The 20474-nt window shown below is 73.6% G+C and carries 24 protein-coding genes; 18 read left to right on the top strand and 6 right to left on the bottom strand.

The annotated features are described in order from the left end of the window. The first annotated feature begins 42 nt into the window (after positions 1–42). Positions 43–1161 (top strand): MFS transporter, encoded by a 1119-nt coding sequence (locus AB0H75_RS09550; RefSeq protein WP_367793169.1) that lies wholly within the window; start codon positions 43–45, stop codon positions 1159–1161. A gap of 105 nt (positions 1162–1266) precedes the next feature. Here AB0H75_RS09550 and AB0H75_RS09545 read toward each other — a convergent pair whose 3' ends face one another. Continuing rightward, positions 1267–3000: a serine protease gene (locus AB0H75_RS09545; RefSeq protein WP_367793166.1), complete on the bottom strand. Its 1734-nt coding sequence runs from the start codon at positions 2998–3000 to the stop codon at positions 1267–1269. 583 nt (positions 3001–3583) lie between these two features. Here AB0H75_RS09545 and hisD point away from each other — a divergent pair. The 9 genes from hisD to hisF are packed head-to-tail and all read left to right on the top strand — an operon-like array spanning position 3584 to position 9679. Further along, a complete protein-coding gene (gene hisD / locus AB0H75_RS09540) occupies positions 3584–4906 on the top strand; it encodes a histidinol dehydrogenase (RefSeq protein ID WP_367793164.1) in 1323 nt (440 codons plus the stop codon). Positions 4907–4962: 56 nt separating this feature from the next. After that, entirely contained in the window at positions 4963–6048 is a 1086-nt protein-coding gene (locus AB0H75_RS09535) for a histidinol-phosphate transaminase (RefSeq protein WP_367794208.1), read from the top strand. Further along, positions 6045–6638: an imidazoleglycerol-phosphate dehydratase HisB gene (gene hisB, locus AB0H75_RS09530; RefSeq protein ID WP_367793161.1), complete on the top strand. Its 594-nt coding sequence runs from the start codon at positions 6045–6047 to the stop codon at positions 6636–6638. Before AB0H75_RS09535 ends, hisB begins: the two co-directional genes overlap by 4 nt. Further along, positions 6635–6790 carry a hypothetical protein gene (locus AB0H75_RS09525; RefSeq protein ID WP_367793158.1) on the top strand — a complete coding sequence of 52 codons (156 nt, stop codon included), beginning with the start codon at positions 6635–6637 and terminating at the stop codon, positions 6788–6790. Before hisB ends, AB0H75_RS09525 begins: the two co-directional genes overlap by 4 nt. Continuing rightward, entirely contained in the window at positions 6787–7422 is a 636-nt protein-coding gene (gene hisH, locus AB0H75_RS09520) for an imidazole glycerol phosphate synthase subunit HisH (RefSeq protein ID WP_367793155.1), read from the top strand. Before AB0H75_RS09525 ends, hisH begins: the two co-directional genes overlap by 4 nt. A 12-nt stretch (positions 7423–7434) precedes the next feature. After that, positions 7435–7764 (top strand): hypothetical protein, encoded by a 330-nt coding sequence (locus tag AB0H75_RS09515; protein WP_367793152.1) that lies wholly within the window; start codon positions 7435–7437, stop codon positions 7762–7764. Between the two features lie 3 nt (positions 7765–7767). Further along, positions 7768–8490: a bifunctional 1-(5-phosphoribosyl)-5-((5-phosphoribosylamino)methylideneamino)imidazole-4-carboxamide isomerase/phosphoribosylanthranilate isomerase PriA gene (gene priA, locus AB0H75_RS09510; RefSeq protein ID WP_367793148.1), complete on the top strand. Its 723-nt coding sequence runs from the start codon at positions 7768–7770 to the stop codon at positions 8488–8490. A 20-nt stretch (positions 8491–8510) separates the two neighbouring features. Further along, complete coding sequence (locus AB0H75_RS09505; protein ID WP_367793145.1) at positions 8511–8921, top strand: Rid family hydrolase; 411 nt, start codon at positions 8511–8513, stop codon at positions 8919–8921. Next, positions 8918–9679, top strand: coding sequence for an imidazole glycerol phosphate synthase subunit HisF (gene hisF / locus AB0H75_RS09500; protein ID WP_367793142.1), 762 nt, complete (start codon positions 8918–8920; stop codon positions 9677–9679). Before AB0H75_RS09505 ends, hisF begins: the two co-directional genes overlap by 4 nt. A 27-nt stretch (positions 9680–9706) precedes the next feature. Here hisF and AB0H75_RS09495 read toward each other — a convergent pair whose 3' ends face one another. The 3 genes from AB0H75_RS09495 to AB0H75_RS09485 form a co-directional block, all read right to left on the bottom strand. Next, on the bottom strand, positions 9707–11068 hold the full coding sequence (locus AB0H75_RS09495; protein WP_367793139.1) for a glutamine synthetase family protein: 1362 nt from the start codon (positions 11066–11068) through the stop codon (positions 9707–9709). Positions 11069–11129: 61 nt separating this feature from the next. Beyond that, complete coding sequence (locus AB0H75_RS09490) at positions 11130–11291, bottom strand: hypothetical protein (RefSeq protein WP_020543816.1); 162 nt, start codon at positions 11289–11291, stop codon at positions 11130–11132. A 174-nt stretch (positions 11292–11465) separates the two neighbouring features. Then, positions 11466–12095 (bottom strand): TIGR03085 family metal-binding protein, encoded by a 630-nt coding sequence (locus AB0H75_RS09485; RefSeq protein WP_367793136.1) that lies wholly within the window; start codon positions 12093–12095, stop codon positions 11466–11468. A 115-nt stretch (positions 12096–12210) separates the two neighbouring features. Here AB0H75_RS09485 and AB0H75_RS09480 point away from each other — a divergent pair, with 115 nt between their 5' ends. Then, positions 12211–14022 (top strand): ABC transporter ATP-binding protein, encoded by a 1812-nt coding sequence (locus tag AB0H75_RS09480; protein ID WP_367794205.1) that lies wholly within the window; start codon positions 12211–12213, stop codon positions 14020–14022. Then, complete coding sequence (locus AB0H75_RS09475; protein WP_367793133.1) at positions 14019–15800, top strand: ABC transporter ATP-binding protein; 1782 nt, start codon at positions 14019–14021, stop codon at positions 15798–15800. Before AB0H75_RS09480 ends, AB0H75_RS09475 begins: the two co-directional genes overlap by 4 nt. Positions 15801–15864: 64 nt before the next feature. On the opposite strand, the gene AB0H75_RS09470 is transcribed toward AB0H75_RS09475, so the two are convergent. Together AB0H75_RS09470 and AB0H75_RS09465 are read right to left on the bottom strand one after the other, a co-directional pair. Continuing rightward, positions 15865–16254, bottom strand: a complete 390-nt coding sequence (locus AB0H75_RS09470; protein WP_367793129.1) for an ATP-binding protein — start codon at positions 16252–16254, stop codon at positions 15865–15867. Continuing rightward, a complete protein-coding gene (locus tag AB0H75_RS09465) occupies positions 16247–17080 on the bottom strand; it encodes an MEDS domain-containing protein (RefSeq protein WP_367794203.1) in 834 nt (277 codons plus the stop codon). The genes AB0H75_RS09470 and AB0H75_RS09465 overlap by 8 nt, the downstream gene beginning before the upstream one ends. A 149-nt stretch (positions 17081–17229) precedes the next feature. On the opposite strand from AB0H75_RS09465, the gene AB0H75_RS09460 reads away from it, so the two are divergent. From AB0H75_RS09460 to AB0H75_RS09435, 6 genes are all read left to right on the top strand, one after another. Then, positions 17230–17580 carry an STAS domain-containing protein gene (locus AB0H75_RS09460; protein ID WP_367793126.1) on the top strand — a complete coding sequence of 117 codons (351 nt, stop codon included), beginning with the start codon at positions 17230–17232 and terminating at the stop codon, positions 17578–17580. 49 nt (positions 17581–17629) lie between these two features. After that, entirely contained in the window at positions 17630–17986 is a 357-nt protein-coding gene (gene hisI, locus AB0H75_RS09455) for a phosphoribosyl-AMP cyclohydrolase (RefSeq protein ID WP_367793123.1), read from the top strand. Beyond that, positions 17983–18585 (top strand): TIGR02234 family membrane protein, encoded by a 603-nt coding sequence (locus tag AB0H75_RS09450; protein ID WP_367793120.1) that lies wholly within the window; start codon positions 17983–17985, stop codon positions 18583–18585. The genes hisI and AB0H75_RS09450 overlap by 4 nt, the downstream gene beginning before the upstream one ends. Before the next feature lie 108 nt (positions 18586–18693). Beyond that, positions 18694–19281, top strand: coding sequence for a DUF4190 domain-containing protein (locus AB0H75_RS09445; RefSeq protein WP_367793117.1), 588 nt, complete (start codon positions 18694–18696; stop codon positions 19279–19281). A gap of 123 nt (positions 19282–19404) precedes the next feature. Beyond that, the gene (locus AB0H75_RS09440) at positions 19405–19911 is read left to right on the top strand and encodes a CD225/dispanin family protein (RefSeq protein ID WP_367793114.1); all 507 of its coding nucleotides are present in this window, start codon (positions 19405–19407) and stop codon (positions 19909–19911) included. Positions 19912–19935: 24 nt separating this feature from the next. After that, positions 19936–20367 (top strand): DUF2752 domain-containing protein, encoded by a 432-nt coding sequence (locus AB0H75_RS09435; protein WP_367793111.1) that lies wholly within the window; start codon positions 19936–19938, stop codon positions 20365–20367. Positions 20368–20474 lie beyond the last annotated feature (107 nt).

The following is a 20474-nucleotide window of genomic DNA, read 5'->3' as shown; positions in this document are numbered from 1 at the left end:
TATCGGAAGCGGGACAGCGGGCGGCCGGGTGAGGATCGGAGGGTGAACAGGGTCCCGATGCTGGCCGCCGGGCACGCGGCCGTCGATCTGTACCAGGGCGCGGTGCCCGCGCTCGTGCCCTTCCTGGTGGCCGAGCGCGGTTACGGCTACGTCGCGGTCTCGGGCGTGGTGCTGGCGGCGACGCTGTCGTCGTCGGTCGTGCAGCCGCTGTTCGGGGTGCTGACGGACCGGTGGCGCATGCCGTGGCTGATCCCGGTGAGCATGGTGGCGGCCGGCGCGGGGGTGGCGGCGGGCGGGGCGGCCGGTTCCTACGCGCTGACGTGGCTGGCGGTGGCGCTGTCGGGGCTGGGGGTGGCCGCGTACCATCCGGAGTCGGCGCGGCTGGCGCGGATCGCGAGCGCGGGCAGCCACGTGCGGATGAGCTGGTTCTCGCTGGGCGGGACGCTGGGCTTCGCCTCGGCGCCGGTGCTGGTGACGCCGTTGCTGGCGGGGTGGGGGTTAGGGGCCTCGCCGCTGCTGGCGGTGCCGGCGGTGGCAGGGGCGCTGGTGACGTTGCCGGCGGTGCGGGCGCTGACGGGCGGCGGGGGAGCGCGGGCGGCGGCGGCCGGGGCGCGGCGGGGGCGGGACGACTGGCGCTCGTTCGCCCGGCTGACGCTGGTGATCGTGTTCCGGTCGGTGGTGTACGTGGGGCTGAGCACGTTCGTCGCGCTGTTCATGGGCGGCGGGACGGCGGGGGCGGTGGCGCTGTTCGTGTTGTTCGCGGGCGGGGCGGCCGGGACGGTGCTGGGCGGGCGGCTGGCGGCGCGCTGGGGGCGGGTGCGGACGGTGCGGCTGGCGTACGCGGCGGCGATCCCGGCGGTCGCGGGCGTGGTGCTCGCGCCGGGGCCCGCCGCGTACGTGTTCGTGGCCGCCTCCTCGATCGCCCTGTACGTCCCGTTCTCCCTGCACGTCACGCTGGGCCAGGACTTCCTGCCGAGCCGGGTGGGCACGGCGGGCGGCGTGACGCTGGGGCTGGCGGTGAGCGTGGGCGGCCTGACCAGCCCGCTGGTGGGCGCGGTCGCGGAGGCGTCCTCGCTGCGGGCGGCGCTGGCCTGCCTGGTGGCCTTCCCGGTCCTGGCCTGGCTGGTGGCGCGCACGCTCAAGGAACCGGCGCGGACATGAGGCCGCCGGAAGCCGGCCGGGCCGCCGGACGCGGGCCGGGTCGCCGGGCGCCGGCCGGGCCGGACCGCCGGGCGCGGGCCGGGCCGCTGAATGCCGGCCGGGGCGTCAGGCGCGGGACGGGACGCGGAACACCGCGGTGTTGTCGCGCTGCGACGGGTCCAGGCGGGTGGCGGCGACGTGCGCGGTGACCGGCACCTGCTTGGCGGCGTCGCGGCCGAGGCGGATGCGGGCGGTGAGCTGCACGGGCCGGCCGGGCCGTATGGCGCTGATCACGCAGGTGGCCTCCTGGGCGGCGTGCCGGCAGGAGGCGCCGCTGACCGCGGTGAGGCTCGCGCCGGGCGGGACGCGGAAGGTGACGGGCACCTCGGTCGCCCCCATGAGGCCGCGCATGGTGACGGTGGCGGTGACGGCGGTGACCTCGCCCTGGCGTACGGCGTGGGCCGGGCCGGTGGCCTTGATCGACAGGGCGTCGTACACGCCGCGCGGGTCGGCCTGCCCGACGATCGCGCCGTAGCTCTCGATGTTGAGGGCGTTGGCGACGGAGTAGCCGTCGGCCTGGCCGTCCTCGGTGCCGGCGGACAGGACCCCGATCAGGTCGCGGGTGCCCTTGAGAATCCAGGGGCCGCCGCTGTGGCCCTTGGACAGGTGGCAGTTGTAGGTCTCCAGCTTGGTGGCGGGAGTGGTGGCGGGCACGGCGGCGGTGATCGCGGCGGGGGCGGGGGCGGGGGCGGCGTACGCCGTGACGGGGGCGGTGGCGGCGGCGGAGGCGGCGGCCAGGGAGCGGGCGGGCTGCGTGCGGGCCAGGCACCAGAGCTGGTCCCTGCCGTCGTACGGCTTCCTGCCGAGGACGCCCGGATAGCCGTCGGTGACGATGGTGTGCCGGCCGCCCTGGTTGCGCATGGGGGTGAAGGCGCCGACGGCGTCCTGCAGGGTGCGGCCGCGCCGGCCGACCTCGATGAGGGCCACGTCGTAGGTGGAGTTCCAGTCGCCGCCGGGCAGGCCGGTGTAGCCGTCGGGCTTCCAGGCGCGCCGCCCGCCCCAGCGCCCGTACGGCTCGCGCTGCCGCTCCCCGGCGGCGCGCCCGTCGTAGGCGGGGACGAAGGCGAAGCTGCTGTGCCACTTCCCGCGGGCGGCGCCCTCGGGAACGCTGTAGACGCAGTGGGCGGCGGTCACGACCAGCAGCCGGGAGGCGGAGCTGACGACGGAGGCGCTGCAGGAGTCGCCGCGCCCGCCGGCGTTGACGAAGAACAGCCGGCCGTTGACGCGGCTGCGCGCGCCCTCGCTGTACGGCCGGTGGACGCGGGCGTAGCCGTTGGCGTCGCCGCCGGGCGTGATGCGCTTGCCGACGGGCACGCTGAGCATCCGCTGGGCGGACGTGGCGAGGAGGGGCCGCTGGGTGGACGGCAGCTCGGCGGCCTTGGCTTTGGCCTGCTTGGCGGGCGTCCAGTAGCGGACGGCCCGGCCGGGGCGCATCACCGGCGACGACTCGGCGCCATCCGAGGCCCGCTTGCTGACGGGCACCACGGGCGACTGCCCGGCGACGGACGACTTCTCGGTGGCGAGCGCCTGCCCTGCAGTGGGCGGCTGCCCGGCGATGGGCGGCTGCCCGACGACGGGCGGCTGTCCAGCGGCGGGCGGCTGCCCGACGGCGGACGAGTGCCCGGTAACGGGCGATCGCCGGGCGACGGGTGGCTGCACGACGGCCTGCGGCTGCACGGCGGCGGGTGGTTGTGCGGCGGCGGGCGGATGCTCGCGGGCGGTGCCCGGCGGGCGGTCGGCGGCCGCCGGTGGCGCGATCGCGATCGTGGCCAGTGCGGCCAGTGTGCCCAGTACGGCCAATGCGGCCAGTACGGCCGGTGCGGTCAATGCGGCCGGTGCGGCCAGTGCCGTGACGGGTGTTCCCGGCACGGTGCCCCTCGCGGTGCCGCCCCCCATTCCGGCCCTCATGCTGCCCTTCACGGTGCCTCCCACGATGTCCCCCTGCGCGTCGATACGGGTGCAATCTCCTCGTTACTGTAAGTCACGATAAGGAGACGAAGCGTATTCAGGGGGCCCGTGTCGTGACGGATCCGGCAGCGGCGCGCCGCGCGGGTGGCCGTCAAGCTGCGGGGCTAACTTTCCGTAATGTTCATGACGCAAAGTATTTAGGCGGGCGGCGTTACAACGCGCGGCGCCGAGGGCAGAGAGAGAACCCCAAAGCTTTCCCGAGCCGTGGCCGTACCCCCGTGGCGGCCACGGCGACCGCCCCGGCAGGCCCGGTCCGGGGCGACGACGGCCGCGCGGCGGTATAGGCGAATGCCGCCCCGCGGCCGTCGTGCGCCCCGGATCGGCAGCCGTCCACTCCTCCGCGCGCCCTCCGCCCGGGCCGTCCCGCAGTGTGGACAGAACGAGATTCAGCCCTCGGACTCCGTAGACTGTGAGGGTGATTTCCCGTATCGACATGCGCGGTTCCCTGCCGGCGAACCTGCGCGACGTGTTGCCCCGCGCCGAGCTCGACGTCGAGGCCGCCCTGGAGAAGGTGCGGCCCATCTGCGACGACGTGCGCCATCGCGGCGTGGCGGCCGTACGGGAGCTGACCGCCAGGTTCGACGGCGTGGAGATCGCCACCACCCGCGTCCCCGCCGAGGCCATCGGGCGCGCCCTGGCCGAGCTCGACCCGCGGGTGCGCGCGGCGCTGGAGGAGTCGATCAGGCGGGCCCGGCTGGTCCACCGCGACCAGCGGCGCGCCGACGTCACCACCGAGGTCGTGCCCGGCGGCACGGTCACCGAGCGGTGGGTGCCGGTCGACCGGGTGGGCCTCTACGTCCCCGGCGGCCGCGCGGTCTACCCCTCCAGCGTGGTCATGAACGTCGTCCCCGCTCAGGAGGCGGGCGTCCCCTCGCTGGCCGTCTCCAGCCCGGCCCAGAAGGAGTTCGGCGGGCTGCCGCACCCGACGATCCTGGCCGCGTGCGCGCTGCTCGGCGTCGATGAGGTCTACAACGTCGGCGGTGCGCAGGCCGTGGCCATGTTCGCCTACGGCACCGAGGAGTGCGCTCCGGCCGCCCTGGTCACCGGCCCCGGCAACATCTGGGTCGCCGCCGCCAAGCGCCTGCTCAAGGGCCGCATCGGCATCGACTCCGAGGCGGGCCCGACCGAGATCGCGATCCTCGCCGACGAGACGGCCGACCCGGTCCACGTCGCCGCCGACCTGATCAGCCAGGCCGAGCACGACACGATCGCCGCCGCCGTGCTCGTCACCACCAGCCCCGAGCTGGCCGACGCCGTGGAGAAGGAGCTTCCCGGCCAGGTCTCGGCCACCCGCCACTCGGCGCGCATCGCCGAGGCGCTGAGCGGCCGGCAGTCGGGCATCGTGCTGGTGAGCGACCTCGACGACGGGCTCAGGGTCGTGGACGCCTACGCCGCCGAGCACCTGGAGATCCACACCGCCGACGCCGCCGCCGTGGCCGCGCGGGTGCGCAACGCCGGCGCGATCTTCGTCGGCACGTACGCGCCGGTCTCGCTCGGCGACTACCTCGCCGGCTCCAACCACGTGCTGCCCACGGGCGGCTGCGCCTGCCACTCCAGCGGCCTTTCGGTGCAGTCGTTCCTGCGCGGCATCCACGTCGTCGACTACACCCGCGACGCGCTCGCGGGGGCGGCCGGGCACGTGACGGCCCTGGCCGACGCCGAGGACCTGCCCGCGCACGGCGCCGCGATCCGCGCCCGGTTCGACTGGCGGGTGCCCACCACGGAGCCGGCCGAATGAGCCCCGGCGACCTGGCATCCGGCGGCATGGCGTCCGGCGGCATGGCGTCCGGCGGCATGACACCCGGCGACGTGACGCTCGGCGATCTGCCCCTCCGCGACGACCTCCGGGGCAAGTCGCCCTACGGCGCCCCGCAGATCGACGTCCCGGTCCGGCTCAACACCAACGAGAACCCCTACCCGCCCTCGCCGGAGCTGGTGGCCGACCTGGCCGAGGCGATCCGCGAGCAGGCGGGCGCGCTCAACCGCTACCCCGACAGGGACGCCCTGGCGCTGCGCGCCGACCTGGCCGCCTACCTCGGCCACGGGCTGCGCGCCGAGCAGGTGTGGGCGGCCAACGGCTCCAACGAGGTGCTCCAGCAGATCCTGCAGGCCTTCGGCGGCCACGGCCGCACGGCGATCGGGTTCGAGCCCTCGTACTCGATGCACCCGATCATCACCGGCGGCACCAGCACCGAGTGGATCAGGGCCAGCCGCGAGGACGACTTCTCCCTCGACCCCGGCAAGGCCGTGGCGGCGATCGAGGAGCACCGCCCCGACGTCGTCTTCCTGACCTCGCCCAACAACCCGACCGGCACCGCCCAGCCGCTGGCGACGATCGAGGCGGTGCTCGGGGCCGCGCCGGGCATGGTCGTGGTGGACGAGGCCTACGCCGAGTTCGCCCGCGAGGGCACGCCGTCGGCGCTGACGCTGCTGCCTGAGCACCCGCGGCTGATCGTCACCCGGACGATGTCCAAGGCGTTCGCCATGGCCGGCACCCGGCTCGGCTACCTCGCCGCGCACCCGGCCGTGATCGAGGCGCTGCTGCTGGTGCGGCTGCCCTACCACCTGTCCACGCTCACCCAGACGGCGGCGCGGGTGGCGCTGCGCCACCGGGCCGAGCTGCTCGGCACGGTCGACGCGCTGCGGCGCGAGCGCGACGCGACGGTGGCCTGGCTGCGTTCCCGTGGCCTGGAGGTCGCCGACTCCGACGCCAACTTCGTGTTGTTCGGCCGCTTCCCCGACCGGCGCGGGGTGTGGCAGGGGATGCTGGAGCGGGGCGTGCTCATCCGCGAGGTGGGCCCGCCCGAATGGCTGCGGGTGTCGATCGGCACCGGCGAGGAGATGGCGGCCTTCCGCGCCGCCCTGGAAGGAGTCCTGTGAGCCGCGTAGGCCGCGTCGAGCGCGTCACGAAGGAGACCTCGGTTCTGGTGGAGGTCGGCCTCGACGGCACCGGCCGGGTGGAGGTGTCCACCGGGGTCGGCTTCTTCGACCACATGCTGGCCCAGCTCGGCAAGCACGGGTTGTTCGACCTGACCGTCAAGACCGAGGGTGACCTGCACATCGACTCGCACCACACGATCGAGGACACCGCGCTCGCGCTGGGCGCCGCGTTCCGCGAAGCACTGGGCGACAAGTCGGGCATCAGGCGGTTCGGTAGCGCGTCGTGCCCGCTGGACGAGTCCCTCGCCCAGGTCACCGTCGACCTGTCGGGCCGCCCCTACCTCGTGCACGCCGAGCCCGAGGGCATGGCGCCGATGATCGGCCCCGACTACGACACGACCATGACCCGGCACATCCTGGAGTCGCTGGTCGCGCAGGCCGCGATCTGCCTGCACGTGCACGTCCCCTACGGGCGCAACGCGCATCACATCGTCGAGGCCCAGTTCAAGGCGCTGGCGCGGGCGCTGCGGGAGGCGTCCGAGCTCGACCCCCGCGCGACGGGGGTGCCCAGCACCAAGGGCGTGCTATGACCGACAACGTCATCGCCGTCGTTCTGGTGTTCCTCGGGATGTTCCTGGTCGGCGGGGTGTTCTCCCTGGCCAGGCAGGGGCTCAAGATCGGTGCCGTCGTCTGCGCGGTGGGCGCGGCGATGGCGGTCACGGCGGGAGTGTTGTGGTGGTGAGGAAGAACGTCGTCGTGCTCGACTACGGCTCGGGCAACCTGCGCTCGGCCGAGCGGGCCCTGGCCCGGGCCGGCGCGGAGGTGACGGTGACCGCCGACTTCGACGCGGCGGTCGAGGCCGACGGGCTGGTCGTGCCGGGCGTGGGCGCGTTCGCGGCGTGCATGGCCGGGCTGAGGTCGGTGCGCGGCGAGCAGATCGTCGGGCGGCGGCTGGCCGGCGGCCGGCCGGTGCTGGGCATCTGCGTCGGCATGCAGATCCTGTTCGCCCGCGGCGTCGAGCACGGGGTGGAGACCGAGGGCTGCGGCGAGTGGCCCGGCACGGTGGAGCGGCTGGAGGCGCCCGTCCTGCCCCACATGGGGTGGAACACCGTCAAGGCGCCCGCCGGGAGCGTGCTGTTCGGCGGGCTCGACGCCGCGACCCGCTTCTACTTCGTGCACTCCTACGGGGTGCGCGAGTGGGAGCTGCGCACCGGTGACGGCTTCGCCGAGCCGGTCGTCACCTGGGCCGAGCACGGCGTGCCGTTCGTGGCGGCCGTGGAGAACGGCCCGCTGTCGGCCACCCAGTTCCACCCGGAGAAGTCCGGTGACGCCGGCGCCACCCTGCTGGCCAACTGGCTGAACACCCTCGACTGAGCTAGGGGAGCGGTGAGCAAGGAACGGGCGCGGCTGCGGGCCGAGCGCGAGGCCGAGCGGGCGCGCGCCATGCGCGCCAACGAGGAGCGGCAGGCCCGCCGCGCCCGGCGGCGTGCCCTGCTGGCCCGGCTGGTGCCGCGGCCGGTGCGGGTGCGGCGCCAGGGCGGCGTGCTCGCCCGCCGCCACCGCGTCCAGAACGTCGTGGTGGGGGCGGCCTTCCTGCTCGTCCAGGCGCTGGCCTGGCTGTTGTGGGGCTCGGTGGCGGCCAGTTTCGCCGTGCTCGTCCTGTCCGTGCTGATCGTGCCCGTTGTCGTGACTCTCGCCTTCGACCGGAGGACCTGAAGAATGTCGCTCGTACTGCTGCCCGCCGTGGACGTCGTGGACGGCCAGGCCGTCCGCCTGACCCAGGGCGAGGCCGGCACCGAGACCGTCCACGGCGAGCCGCTGGCCGCCGCGCTGGCCTGGCAGGAGGCCGGCGCCGAGTGGATCCACCTGGTGGACCTCGACGCGGCCTTCGGCCGGGGGAGCAACCATGAGCTGCTGGCCGACGTGATCGGCCGGCTCGACGTGAACGTGGAGCTGTCGGGCGGCATCCGCGACGACGAGTCGCTGGCCGCCGCCCTGGCCACCGGCTGCCGCCGGGTCAACATCGGCACCGCCGCGCTGGAGAACCCCGAGTGGTGCCGCAAGATCATCGCCGAGCACGGCGACCGGATCGCGGTCGGCCTGGACGTACGCGGCACGACGCTGGCCTCGCGCGGCTGGACCGAGGACGCCGGCGACCTGTGGGAGGTGCTCGACCGGCTGGAGGCCGACGGCTGCCCCCGCTACGTCGTCACCGACGTCACCAAGGACGGCATGCTCCAGGGCCCCAACCTGGACCTCTACCGCCGCATCTGCGCGCGTACCGACCGGCCGGTCATCGCCAGCGGCGGCGTCTCCAGTCTCGATGACCTGGTCGCACTGGCTTCTCTCGGTACCGCCGGAGTGGAGGGGGTCATCGTGGGCAGGGCCCTGTACGCTCACGCGTTCACACTGGAAGACGCGCTGGCCGCGGTACGCGTGTAGCTGCGCCGGGAGGGGGCGGAATGAGCGTGGGTGGCGTCGGCATGCAGAGCACCGGTCCCAGGGTCTTCTCTGGGGGGATCTGGGAGGAGCGGTACGGCTACGCGCGTGCCGTGGTGGTCGGGGAGCGGGTCATCGTGTCCGGGTGCACGGCCACGGTCGAAGGGGAGGTGCGCCACGTCGGCGACGCCTACCAGCAGGCCCTGACCGCGATCGACATCGCGCTGGAGGCCGTCCTGATGGGCGGGCTCAGCCGCGAGGACGTCGTCATGGTCCGCTACTACGTGGTGGACCAGCGTCACTTCGACCTGGTGGGCCGGGCCATCGCCGAGATCTTCGGCAAGGTGCGGCCCGCCTGCACAGGAGTACGGGTGGCCGGCCTGGTCGACCCGAGAATGCTGGTCGAGATAGAGATCGAGGCACTACGAGCATGACCGTGGCGGTAAGAGTCATCCCCTGTCTCGACGTGGACGCCGGGCGCGTGGTCAAGGGCGTCAACTTCGAGAACCTGCGCGACGCGGGCGACCCCGTCGAGCTGGCGCGGCGCTATGACGAGGAGGGCGCCGACGAGCTGACCTTCCTCGACATCACCGCCTCCTCCGGCGAGCGGGAGACCATGCTCGACGTGGTGCGCAGGACCGCCGAGCAGGTGTTCATCCCGCTCACCGTCGGCGGCGGGGTGCGCTCGGTCGAGGACGTCAACCGCCTGCTGCGGGCCGGCGCCGACAAGGTGTCGCTCAACACCGCCGCCATCGCGCGGCCGGAGCTGCTGACCGAGGCGTCGCGCCGGTTCGGCGCCCAGTGCGTCGTGCTGTCGGTGGACGCCCGCCGCGCTCCCGGCACGGCCAGCGGGTTCGAGGTGACCACGCACGGCGGGCGGCGCGGCACCGGCATCGACGCGGTGGAGTGGGCGGCGCGCGGCGAGGAGCTGGGCGTGGGCGAGATCCTGCTCAACTCGATGGACGGCGACGGCACGCTCGACGGCTACGACCTGGAGATGCTGCGCGCGGTGCGGGCCGCCGTCCGGGTGCCGGTGATCGCCAGCGGCGGGGCCGGGCGGCTGGAGGACTTCCCGCCGGCGGTCGCGGCCGGCGCGGACGCCGTCCTGGCCGCCTCGGTCTTCCACTTCGGCACGCTGAAGATCGCCGAGGTCAAGGAGACGCTGCGGACGGCGGGCCATCCCGTCCGCTGACCGTCCCGTGACGGTGCCGCGCGCGCGTCAGAAGGCGCGCACGTGGTGGTACAGCTCGTAGGCCACGTCCTGGGCGGCGAACGCGGCCGCCTCGGACCTCTTGACCGCCAGGTACGCGCTGCGCCGCAGCGGGCCAAGCGCCTCCATCAGCAGCTCGTCGGCCTCCAGCGCGTCCAGCGCCTCGCCGAGGGAGGACGGCAGGCGCGGGTAGCGGCCCGGCCGGGTGTCGGGGTCGACGTCCACGGGCTCGCCGGGGTCGAGCTTGCGGCGGATGCCGTCCAGGCCGGCGTGGATGACCGCGCCCAGCGACAGGTAGGGGTTGGCCGAGGAGTCCGACGGTTTCAGCTCCACGTTGGGCTCGCCGCTGTCGCCCAGCGGGGAGCACATCCGGATCGCGGCCTCCCGGTTGTCGGGGCCGTGCACCGCGTACGCGCCGGCCCAGCTGCGCGGCGCCAGCCGGCGGAAGCTGTTGACGCTGCCGCAGGTAAGCGCGGTGAGGGCGGGCAGGTGGGCGAGGAGGCCGCCGACGAAGGCGTCGCGGATCTCGTCGTCGGCGCCGAAGAGGTTGGTGGTGTCGCTCCACAGCGACAGGTGCAGGTGGGCGCCGTTGCCCGCCTGGCCGGCCAGCGGCTTGGGTGCCAGCGAGGCCCACAGCTGCATGCGCATGGCGACGCCGCGCACGGTCTCGCGGAGCAGCACGTGGTTGTCGGCGGCGCGCAGCGCGGGGGCGTACCTGATCGACAGCTCCTGCTGGCCCGGCCCCAGCTCGGGGTGGTAGTGCTCGACGCGCAGGCCCTGCGTCTCCAGCGCCCGCACCAGCTTCATGGTGTAGTCGTGCGCCGTGTCGAAGCCGGTGTTGGCATAGCAGAGCGAGTCGTCGAGCGGGACCAGCCGGTCGTGGCCTCCTCCGGGGTCGGGCAGGAGGCGGCCGAGCGTGAACTCCGGCTCGAACGCCGCGAGCAGCGTGTACCCCTCGCCGGCGAGCTGTGCGACGGCGTCCTTGAGGAACGTGCGCGCGCACGCCTGCCAGGGCGAGCCGTCGGGCAGCCGCAGGTCCGACAGCATGGCCGCCGCGCCGGGGGCGTGGGGCAGCGGGACGTAGGTGGTCGGGTCGGGGACGATGCGGACCTCACCCACCGGTCCGAGGTGCTCGACGTCCTGGAGCTGGTCGAGCATGTTCATCGCCATCATGGCCACCGTGTGCCCGATGCCCGTGCCGAGGCGCTCGGCCAGCCGCGATCGGGACGCCGCCTTGCCGCGGATGACACCGCCGTGGTCGACGTACAGAAAGCGGATGAGCTCGATGCCCTCGAGCTCAGTCCGTTCGAGGATGCGCCGTGCGTGGGGGTCGAGCTGGCTGGTCTTGGTGCCGCTGGGGCGATCTCTCATCCTGTCTGCGTAACACGATCCGGCACTGCGGGGAAGCACCTGACGCGGACAGGAGCGTGGGCTATGTCAGAACCTGTGAGAAGAACACAGCCAACTGGTCGGCTCCTTGGAAGATTCCGTTGATCACACCATTCACGGCGTCGGCGGCCTGGGCCGGCCGGGTGAACAGGTAGAAGACCACGAACGCGATAGCCACGTAGGTGATCACCTTCTTGACCTGCATGGGGGGCCTCCTGCAGTCCATTCCCAGCCGTATATACCCGGATCTGGGCGATCACTGGCATCCACGGCGAAGATGTTCATGATCATAACCGGGGGGCAACTATTCCCTGTCATGGTACGGGCTTGAAGGCACGCGTGAGCGCCAGCCGCGCCGGGACTTCTGCCCGGCGGACCGCTAAATCCCCAGCCGGGCCTCGCGCAGCCGGGCGATCGCGGCGGGGTCGCCGGTCAGCTCCACCCGGGCGTGCTCCTGCCGCCCGAAGCAGAACATCAGCAGCTCGGCGGCGGGGCCGGTGACCTCCACCCGGGGGCCCTGGCGCGGGCCGCCGAGCGCCACGCCGCCGCCGAGGCGGTGCAGCACCACGCCGACCGGCGAGCGGCGCAGCATGAGCCGGGCCCCGGACGAGACCCGCTTCCACACGACCCGGTCGAGGTCGGCGGGCAGGTCGCGGGGCTCCCACGACGGCTGGGCCCGGCGTACGTCCTCGTGGTGGACGAACAGCTCAAGGGTGTTGACGGCCTCGTCGAGGAAGGGGGCCAGGCCGTAGACGCCGCCGGGCCGGCGGATCATGCTCACCAGCTCGGGATAGGGATGTCTGGCCTTCAGGCCGCTCTGGACCGAGGCGGTGTAGCCGGCCAGCGGCTTGAGCGCGATGCCCGGCATCGCGTCCGGGCGGCGCTCGCGCAGCGCCAGGTGGGCGGCCAGATCGTAGGTGTTCCAGCCCGCGCACAGGGTGGGAGCGTCGGGGCCGAGGCGGTCCAGGAGGTCGCACAGCGCGGTGCGCTCGTCGCGGGCATGCGTCACGTGCTCACCCTACCCGCGGGAATAACAACACGATCAGGAGTGATGTACTCACTTATCTACATACGCGAGTAATGAGGGAGCCTACCGAGTGGCGAGCAAGGTCACCTCGGCCGTCATGCGTCAAGGACTGCGGGTCCTTGGGGTGGCCATCCGCACCGAGAAGGGCGTCTTCGCGCTGGCCGTGCTGGCCAGCGCCGTCTACGGAGGCATGACCGTGGCCTCCGCCTGGGCGCTCGGCTGGGCCACCCAGAACGTGGTGCTGGCCGCCTTCGCCGAGGGCCGGGTGGCCGCGGGCACGTTATGGGCCGGTGCCGGCCTCATCCTCGGCGCCGCGCTGCTCAAGGCGCTGGGCGTGGCCGGGCGGCGCATCCTGGCCGGTGTCATGCAGTACCGCATGCAGGCCAGGTCCCGCCGGGACGTCACCAAGCAGTACCTGCGGCTGCCGCTGTCCTGGCACCACCAGCACCCCACCGGCCAGCTGCTGTCCAACGCCAGCGCCGACGCCGAGGCCGCCTGGGCCCCGCTCGCGCCGCTGCCCATGGCCGTCGGCGTGATCGTCATGCTGGTCACCGCGGCCGTGGCGATGGTCTTCACCGACCTCGTACTGGCCCTGGTGGGCTTCCTGATCTTCCCGGCCATCGCCGTGCTCAACCTCGTCTACCAGCGCCGGCTCAGCCCGCTGGCCACCCGCGCCCAGCAGCTCCGCGCCGAGGTCAGCGAGATCGCGCACGAGAGCTTCGACGGCGCGCTGGTCGTCAAGACCCTCGGCAGGGAGGACCTGGAGACCGAGCGCTTCCTGCGCCGCGCCCACGAGCTGCGCGACGCCAACATCGCCGTCGGCCGGGTGCGCGGCCTGTTCGACCCGATGCTGGAGGCGCTGCCCACGCTGGGCGTGCTCGCGGTGCTGGCCGTCGGCGCGGTACGGCTGGCCGGCGGCTCCATCGACTCCGGCGACCTGGTGCAGGTCGCCTACCTGTTCACGCTGCTGGCCTTCCCGATCAGGGCGCTCGGCTGGGTGCTGGCCGAGCTGCCGCGCAGCGTCGTCGGCTGGCAGCGGGTGCAGGCCGTGCTGGAGGCCACCGGCTCCATGGACTACGGCCGGGCGGAGACCGCCTCCGCGGCCCCCGCCGCCCTGGAGGTGCGCGGCGTCTCCTACAGCTACGGGGAGGCCGAGGTGCTGCACGACGTCACCTTCGAGGTGCCCGCGGGCCGTACCGTCGCGCTGGTCGGCCCGACCGGCTCCGGCAAGTCCACGCTCGTGCAGCTGCTCGCCCGGCTGGTGGACCCCGCCCGGGGCGCGGTCCTGCTCGACGGCGAGGACCTGCGCGCGCTGGCCTACGGCTCGGTGGCCCGCTCGGTCGCCCTCGTCCCGCAGCAGACGTTCCTGTTCGACGACACCGTGCGCGGCAACGTCGCGCTCGGCCTGGACGTCCCCGACGAGGACGTGTGGGCCGCGCTGCGGCTGGCCCAGGCCGACGGCTTCGTGGCCCGGCTGCCGGCCGGGCTGGACACGCGGGTCGGCGAGCGCGGCGCCTCCCTGTCCGGCGGCCAGCGCCAGCGGCTCGCCCTGGCCCGCGCGGTCGCCCGCCGCCCCCGCCTGCTCGTGCTCGACGACGCGACCAGCAGCGTCGATCCGCAGGTCGAGGCCAGGATCCTGCACGGGCTCCGGGACGCCGCCGAAGCCTCCACCGTCGTGGTCGTCGCCTACCGCATGGCCACGATCGCGCTCGCCGACGAGGTCGTCTACCTCGACCACGGGCGGGTGGTGGACCGCGGCCCGCACGAGGAGCTCATCGGGCGCTGCGAGGGCTACCGCAACCTGGTGACGGCCTACGAGCGCGAGGAGGCCGAGCGGGCCGCACTCGACGCCCCCGCCGCCGGCGACGAAGAGATCTCCGCGGGAGAGGAAGAAGAGGTCAGCGCATGACGGTCCAGGGCATCCACGGCAACGCCGACCGCTCCGCGCTGGCCACCATCCGGCAGGGGCTGTCGCTCACCCCCGAGTTCCGCAAGGGCCTGGCGGTCACGCTGGCCCTGGCGGTCGTCGCCACCGTCGGCAAGATCATCGTGCCGATCGCCGTCCAGCAGACCATCGACCAGGGGCTCAAGAGCGGCACGCCCGACGTGCCGTACATCACCAGGGCCGTGGTGATCTGCGCCGCCGCCGTCCTGCTGACGGCGGCCGCCGCGTACGTCATGAACGTCCGCCTCTACAAGGCCACCGAGTCCTCCCTGGCCACCCTGCGGGTGCGCGGCTTCCGGCACGTGCACGACCTGTCGGTGCTCACCCAGAACACCGAGCGGCGCGGCGCCCTGGTCTCGCGCGTCACCAACGACATCGACCAGATCAGCACGTTCATGCAATGGGGCGGGCTGATGATCATCGTCTCGCTCGGGCAGCTCTTCGTGGCGACCGTGCTCATGGTCGTCTACTCCTGGCAGCTCACGCTGCTGGTGTGGGCCTGCTTCGTCCCGCTGATGATCGCCCTGCCGCGCTTCCAGCGGCTGCTGTCGCGGGCGTACACGGTGGTGCGCGAGCGCACCGGCGACATGCTCGCCGCCGTCAGCGAGTCGGTGGTCGGCGCCGCCGTCATCCGCGCCTACGCCGCCGAGCGGCGCACCGCCGAGCGCATCGACCGGGCCGTGGACGCCAACCGCGCCGCCCAGACCAGGGCGCAGACCATCGTCGGCTTCGTCTTCCCGCTGACCGAGATCGTGGCCGCCGTCGCGATCGCCGGGATCGTGCTGCTCGGCGTGCGGCTCGGCCTGTCGGGCGACATCACCCAGGGCCGGCTCGTGGCCTTCCTGTTCCTCGTCACGCTCTTCGTCTCGCCGCTGCAGACCGCCACCGAGGTGCTCAACGAGGCCCAGAACGCGGTCGCCGGCTGGCGGCGCATCCTCGGCGTCCTCGACACCCCGCCCGACGTGGCCGACCCCGGCGACAAGGGCGTCGAGCTGCCGCGCGGCCCCATCTCCGTCGCCTTCGAGAACGTGCACTTCGCCTACCCGGGCGGCGCGCCGGTGTTGCGCGAGGTCTCGGTGGAGATCCCGCCCCGCTCGCGCGTCGCGATCGTCGGTGAGACCGGCTCGGGCAAGACCACCTTCGCCAAGTTGCTGACCCGGCTGATGGACCCGGTCGGGGGCCGCGTCACCGTGGACGGCCACGACCTGCGGAGGGTGCGCTTCTCCTCGCTGCGCGAGCGCATCGTCATGGTCCCCCAGGACGGCTTCCTGTTCGACGGCACGCTGGAGCAGAACATCCGCTACGGCAAGCCGTCGGCCACCCGCGAGGAGATCGGGCTGGCGCTGACCGAGCTGGGCCTGGCCGACTGGCTGGACGGCCTGCCCGCCGGCCTGGACACGCCCGTCGGCCAGCGCGGCGAGTCGCTGTCGGCCGGCGAGCGCCAGCTCGTCGCCCTGGCCCGCGCCTACCTCGCCGACCCCGACCTGCTCCTGCTGGACGAGGCCACCTCGGCCGTGGACCCGGCCACCGAGGTACGCCTGGCCCGCGCCCTGGAGGGCGTCACCCGCGGCCGTACCGCCGTCTCGATCGCCCACCGCCTCTCGACCGCCGAGAACGCCGACGAGGTGCTGGTCTTCGACGCCGGCCGGCTGGTGCAGCGCGGCTCGCACGCCGAGCTGGTGCGGCAGCCCGGCGTCTACGCCGACCTGCACGCCTCCTGGGTCTCCGCCGCCCGCTCCTGACCGGCCGCCCGCTCCTGGCCCGCACCCGCTCCTGACCGGCCGCCCGCGCCGGGGGCCCCGCCGGTCAGCCGGGCCCCGACGCGAACGTCACGATCGTGCCCCGGGGCCCGGACACGATCGTGATGTGGTCGCACAACATCCACGTCAGCCACAACCCCCGCCCGCCGCCCGCGAACCCGGCGGGCGGGCGCAGGTCGCCCATCCACCCCGGCGGCAGCCCCGGCCCCTCGTCGGCCACCTCGCACCACAGCCGCCCGGCCTGCGACCACAGCCGCAGCCTGCCGTGCCCGCCGCCGTGCACGACGGCGTTCGTGGTGATCTCGTTGACGGCCAGCACGAAGTCCTCCAGCCGCCGCCCCGACAGCCCCTCGTAAGCGGCGTGCTCGGTGACCGTCCTGCGCAGGAACGTGATGCGCCCGCGCCCGAAGGCGACACCGAGCACCTGCCTACCCATCGCCCACCCGGCGGACGGTGAGGCACTCCTCCGCCCTGATCAGCCTGAGCACCCGCGCCGTCGCCGCGCCGCACACCACCACCGTGGACCCGGCCGGCCTGGCCAGCGCCGTGCGGGTGAGCAGCTGCGCCGACCCGGCGTCGATGAAGCCCAGCCCGGAGGCGTCCACGACGACCTCGCCCGGCTCCCTCTCCAGCCGGGCCAGCACCGACGCGAATGCCTGCCGGTTGGTCAGGTCGACGTCGCCCCACACCCGCAGCCCCGGCGGGCGGGAGGTGCAGGCGAAGCGCAGCAACGCCTGCTCGGGCGCGATCGGGTGCAGCGCGGCCGCCTGGTCGATGGCCTCGCGGGGGAACAGGGCGCGGTCGTACTGGCACACGGCCGCCAGCCAGCGCGCGCCGAACAGCTCGTTGGCCGCCGCCTCCAGCGCCGCCTGCCCCGGCACGTCGCGCGCGCCCCAGGAGGCGTCGATGAGCGCGTAGACGCCGTGTTGGCCGTGCCTGCGGGCGCGCTCGTGGGCCTCGGCCAGCCCGCGGAACACCCGCTCGGGGTCCAGGCCGCCCGCGGTGAAGTGGGTGTCGGCGCAGGCCAGGATCTCCACCTGCCCGGCCGACTCGGCGTCGGCGAAGCCCGGCACGAGCGGCGCCAGCCAGCCGCGGGTCCGCCCGGGGCTGTCGGCGTGCGTGATGATCACGACCTTGACCCGGCGGCGCAGCCCGTTGACGGTGAACACCACCGTCGCCCGCCTCCGCTCGCGCTCGCCGTCGAACGGCAGGCATACGTGATCCCCCAGCTCCGGGTCGAGAACGGAACCCGCGACGTACATCACGATGGACGCCTCTCCCTAGCACCCGCCGGGTCAAGAAAATACCCGGCGGCACGCCATCACGTAGTGCGTTCTCGGCAAAACCCGCTGTGACGGCGGCTCCGGCCGGTGTACCTTTTTCCCGCGGGGAGCGCCCCAGGGGAGGGGACATGAGCAACACGAGCGCCGAGGTGCTGGAGATGTCCCGGCGCCGGCACGGCGAGCTGGTGGTGGTGAGCCTGGCCGGGGAGGTCGACGTCGACAACGCCTCCCGGGTGCGGCAGTGCCTCGGCGAGGCGGTGGCGGCGCACGGGCCGCGCCTGGTGGTCGACCTGAGCGAGCTGACGTTCATCGACACGACGGGGCTGGGCGTCCTCGTGCGCCAGCTCGCCGCGCTGCGCGAGCGCGACGGGTCGATGGCGCTGGTGGCGCCGGACGGCCAGGTGCTGCGTCGGCTGCGCAGGACCAACCTGGCGCCGCTGTTCCCCATCTACGAGACGCTCTCGCAGGCCCTGGCCTGAGGCGCGCGGCGATGGCCGGGGCGCGGGGGCGGGCTGGTTGAATGGACGCATGTCCCTCGACTCCCTCGACCCCGAGATCGCCGCGAGGCTCAAGCGCAACCCCGACGGCCTCGTCGCCGCCGTGGCCCAGCAGTACGACACCGGCGAGGTGCTCATGCTGGCGTGGATGAACGACGAGGCGCTGCACCGGACACTCACCACCGGCCGGGCCACCTACTGGTCGCGCAGCCGCGGGGAGCTGTGGGTCAAGGGCGACACCTCCGGCCACGTCCAGCACGTCAAGTCGGTGGCGCTCGACTGCGACGGCGACGCCGTCCTGGTCAAGGTCGACCAGGTCGGGGCGGCCTGCCACACCGGCGACCACACCTGCTTCGACGCCGGCGCCCTCGCCCAGGGCGTTCGGTGAGACCTGGCGCGGCGGCCCGCGGGGAGCTGCTGTCCTGGCTGGCGCTCACCGTCCTGGGCTGCCTGCTGGTGCTGCTGGCCGCCGGCCGCGCCTGGGTGAGCCTCGCCCAGGCCGGGGCCGAGGCGCCCACCGGCGGCGACCTGAGCCCCGTGCTGACGCCCGTCGCGCTGGCCGGCCTGGCCGGAGCGGTCGCCGTGCTGGCCACCAAGGGCGCCGGGCGCCGCGTCGTCGGCGGCCTGCTGGCGCTGTGCGGGATCGGCGCGGGCGCCGGCACGTGGACGGCGCTGGACGACACCACCGTCACCGAGTGGCTGGGCGCCCACAACGCGCTGCACGCCGCGACCGGGCTGTCCTGGCGGCTCGTGGCGCTCTGGCCCGTGGTGGCGGGCGCGGGCGCGGTGCTGCTGGCCGCCGGGGGCGTGCTGGCGATCGTCCGCGGCGGCCGGTGGGCGGGCATGTCGGCCCGCTACGAGCGGCGCGAGCCCGCCACGACCAGCGGCGATCCCGTCGCGGGCGATCCGCGGAGCCGGGCCGGGCACGACGACAAGGCCCTGTGGGACGCCCTCGACCGGGGCGACGACCCCACCGATCCCCGCTGACGCCGCCGGTGACGAAATCAGCACTGTTCTGAACCTCTGTCCGCTCGGCCGCCATTTCCTCAATAAGCTGCCGGATGCAACCCACCACGGACACGAGGAGCCAGGGGCATGAGTTACGGGGATCAGGGCGGCGGCTACGGCGCACAGCCGCCCGGCGGCGGTTACGGCCAGCAGTCGCCCGGCGGAGGTTACGGGCAACAGCAGCCGCCCGGCGGTTACGGCCAGCAGCAGCCGAGCGACGGTTACGGCTACGGGCAGCAGCAGCCCTCGGGGGGCTACGGCTACGGTTACGGCCAGCAGCAGCCGCCCAGCGGCAGTTACGGCTCCGGCCAGTCGCAGGAGAACTACGCCTACGGCCAGCTCCCGCCGAGCGGCGGCTACGGCTACAACAACCCCTACGGCGCGCCCCCGCCCCCGTCGCGCCCCACCAACGGCATGGCGGTCGCCTCGCTCGTCCTCGGCATCGTCGGCATGATCAGTTGTGGCCTGACCAGCATCGTCGGCGTGATCCTGGGGCACATCGCGCTCAACCGCATCAAGCGCTCCGGCGAGGAGGGCCAGGGGCTGGCGGTGGGCGGCCTGGTGACGTCGTACGTCATGATCGTGATCAACGTGCTGCTGCTGATCTGGTTCGGCGGGATGATCCTGTCCATCATCGGACTGGGCGCCGCCGCTTCCAGCTCGTCCAGTTACTGACCGGACAGTGACCTGCCGCTTGCAGTCCGATTACGAATTGTCCGCAGGATGGATGTTCGTCCACGTAAGACCTGGTTTCTCGCTAGGCTGCCGCGCACTCGCACGACTTGAGGAGTCAGAGCAATGACGTATGGGAACCAGGGCGACGGCGGCTACGGCTCGCAGCCGCCCGGCGGCGGCTACGGCCAGCAGCCCCCGAGCGGTGGCGGTTACGGGCAGCAGCCGCCGAGCGGCGGCGGTTACGGGCAGCAGCCGCCGAGCGGCGGCGGTTACGGCGGCTACGGGCAGCAGCCGCCCAGCGGCGGCGGCTACGGCGGCTACGGCCAGCCTCCGGGCGGCGGTTACGGCGGCCAGCAGCCGCCGGACAACCACCTCGTCCCGGCCATCCTGACCACGATCTTCTGCTGCCTCCCCTTGGGCATCGTCGCGATCATGAAGTCGTCGCAGGTCAACCAGCGGTGGCAGGTCGGCGACTACCCGGGCGCCGTGCAGGCGAGCGAGGAGGCCAAGACCTGGTGGAAGCGCTCGCTGATCTTCGGCATCGTCGCCTGGGTGCTGAGCGTCATCGCGATCATCGCGTACTTCTTCCTCATCTACGCGACCGTCGCCTCCAACGTCTCGAACTACTGAGCCGCAAGGGCGGATACTGGAGCCATGAACCTCGCGACGACCGGGCGGCACCGCACGGGACGGCTCAAGGGCCTGCTCCCGCCGCTCGGTGTTGCCGCCGCGGCCGGGGCGGTGGTCACGTTCGTCGGCGTCGTCGACCCCAACCAGCCCGGCCACTACCCGACCTGCCCCTTCCTGTGGTTGACCGGCCTCTACTGCCCGGGCTGCGGCACGCTGCGCGGCATCCACGCGCTGGCCCACCTCGACCCGGTGGCGGCGCTCGGGCTCAACCCCCTCATGGTGGCGACCCTGCCGTTCCTGCTGTTCTGGTGGGGCAGATGGGTCGTACGCGCCGCGCAGGGCCGGCCCCGCAGGACGACGCTCGCCCACCCGGCGTGGCTGTGGGCCTTCCTGGCGATCGTCATGGTCTACTGGGTCGTCCGGAACCTGCCTTTCGGAGCGTTCCTCGCCCCCTAGGGCACGTCCGGACCCGGGCCCCGGGGTGAGGTACCCCGCGCGGGCCGATACCATCGCAGGACAAGGCGGAGAGCGGACGCGACGCGAACTCTCGGCCACCCCCACAG

Origin of the sequence: Nonomuraea sp. NPDC050783, from assembly GCF_040802095.1 — a bacterium.
In the GTDB taxonomy this organism is placed as follows: Bacteria; Actinomycetota; Actinomycetes; order Streptosporangiales; family Streptosporangiaceae; genus Nonomuraea.
The sequence above is the reverse complement of the archived record's forward strand: the minus strand, read 5'-3'. Positions and strand labels throughout refer to the sequence as shown.

Excerpts from the sequence above, each read along its gene's own strand:
- AB0H75_RS09535 (WP_367794208.1), top strand. The coding sequence starts at position 4,963 with ATGACACCCGGCGACGTGACGCTCGGCGATCTGCCCCTCCGCGACGAC.
- AB0H75_RS09525 (WP_367793158.1), top strand. The coding sequence starts at position 6,635 with ATGACCGACAACGTCATCGCCGTCGTTCTGGTGTTCCTCGGGATGTTC.
- priA (WP_367793148.1), top strand. The coding sequence starts at position 7,768 with ATGTCGCTCGTACTGCTGCCCGCCGTGGACGTCGTGGACGGCCAGGCC.
- AB0H75_RS09505 (WP_367793145.1), top strand. The coding sequence starts at position 8,511 with ATGAGCGTGGGTGGCGTCGGCATGCAGAGCACCGGTCCCAGGGTCTTC.
- hisF (WP_367793142.1), top strand. The coding sequence starts at position 8,918 with ATGACCGTGGCGGTAAGAGTCATCCCCTGTCTCGACGTGGACGCCGGG.
- AB0H75_RS09495 (WP_367793139.1), bottom strand. The coding sequence starts at position 11,068 with ATGAGAGATCGCCCCAGCGGCACCAAGACCAGCCAGCTCGACCCCCAC.
- AB0H75_RS09490 (WP_020543816.1), bottom strand. The coding sequence starts at position 11,291 with ATGCAGGTCAAGAAGGTGATCACCTACGTGGCTATCGCGTTCGTGGTC.
- AB0H75_RS09480 (WP_367794205.1), top strand. The coding sequence starts at position 12,211 with ATGCGTCAAGGACTGCGGGTCCTTGGGGTGGCCATCCGCACCGAGAAG.
- AB0H75_RS09475 (WP_367793133.1), top strand. The coding sequence starts at position 14,019 with ATGACGGTCCAGGGCATCCACGGCAACGCCGACCGCTCCGCGCTGGCC.
- AB0H75_RS09470 (WP_367793129.1), bottom strand. The coding sequence starts at position 16,254 with ATGGGTAGGCAGGTGCTCGGTGTCGCCTTCGGGCGCGGGCGCATCACG.
- AB0H75_RS09465 (WP_367794203.1), bottom strand. The coding sequence starts at position 17,080 with ATGTACGTCGCGGGTTCCGTTCTCGACCCGGAGCTGGGGGATCACGTA.
- AB0H75_RS09460 (WP_367793126.1), top strand. The coding sequence starts at position 17,230 with ATGAGCAACACGAGCGCCGAGGTGCTGGAGATGTCCCGGCGCCGGCAC.
- hisI (WP_367793123.1), top strand. The coding sequence starts at position 17,630 with ATGTCCCTCGACTCCCTCGACCCCGAGATCGCCGCGAGGCTCAAGCGC.
- AB0H75_RS09445 (WP_367793117.1), top strand. The coding sequence starts at position 18,694 with ATGAGTTACGGGGATCAGGGCGGCGGCTACGGCGCACAGCCGCCCGGC.
- AB0H75_RS09440 (WP_367793114.1), top strand. The coding sequence starts at position 19,405 with ATGACGTATGGGAACCAGGGCGACGGCGGCTACGGCTCGCAGCCGCCC.
- AB0H75_RS09435 (WP_367793111.1), top strand. The coding sequence starts at position 19,936 with ATGAACCTCGCGACGACCGGGCGGCACCGCACGGGACGGCTCAAGGGC.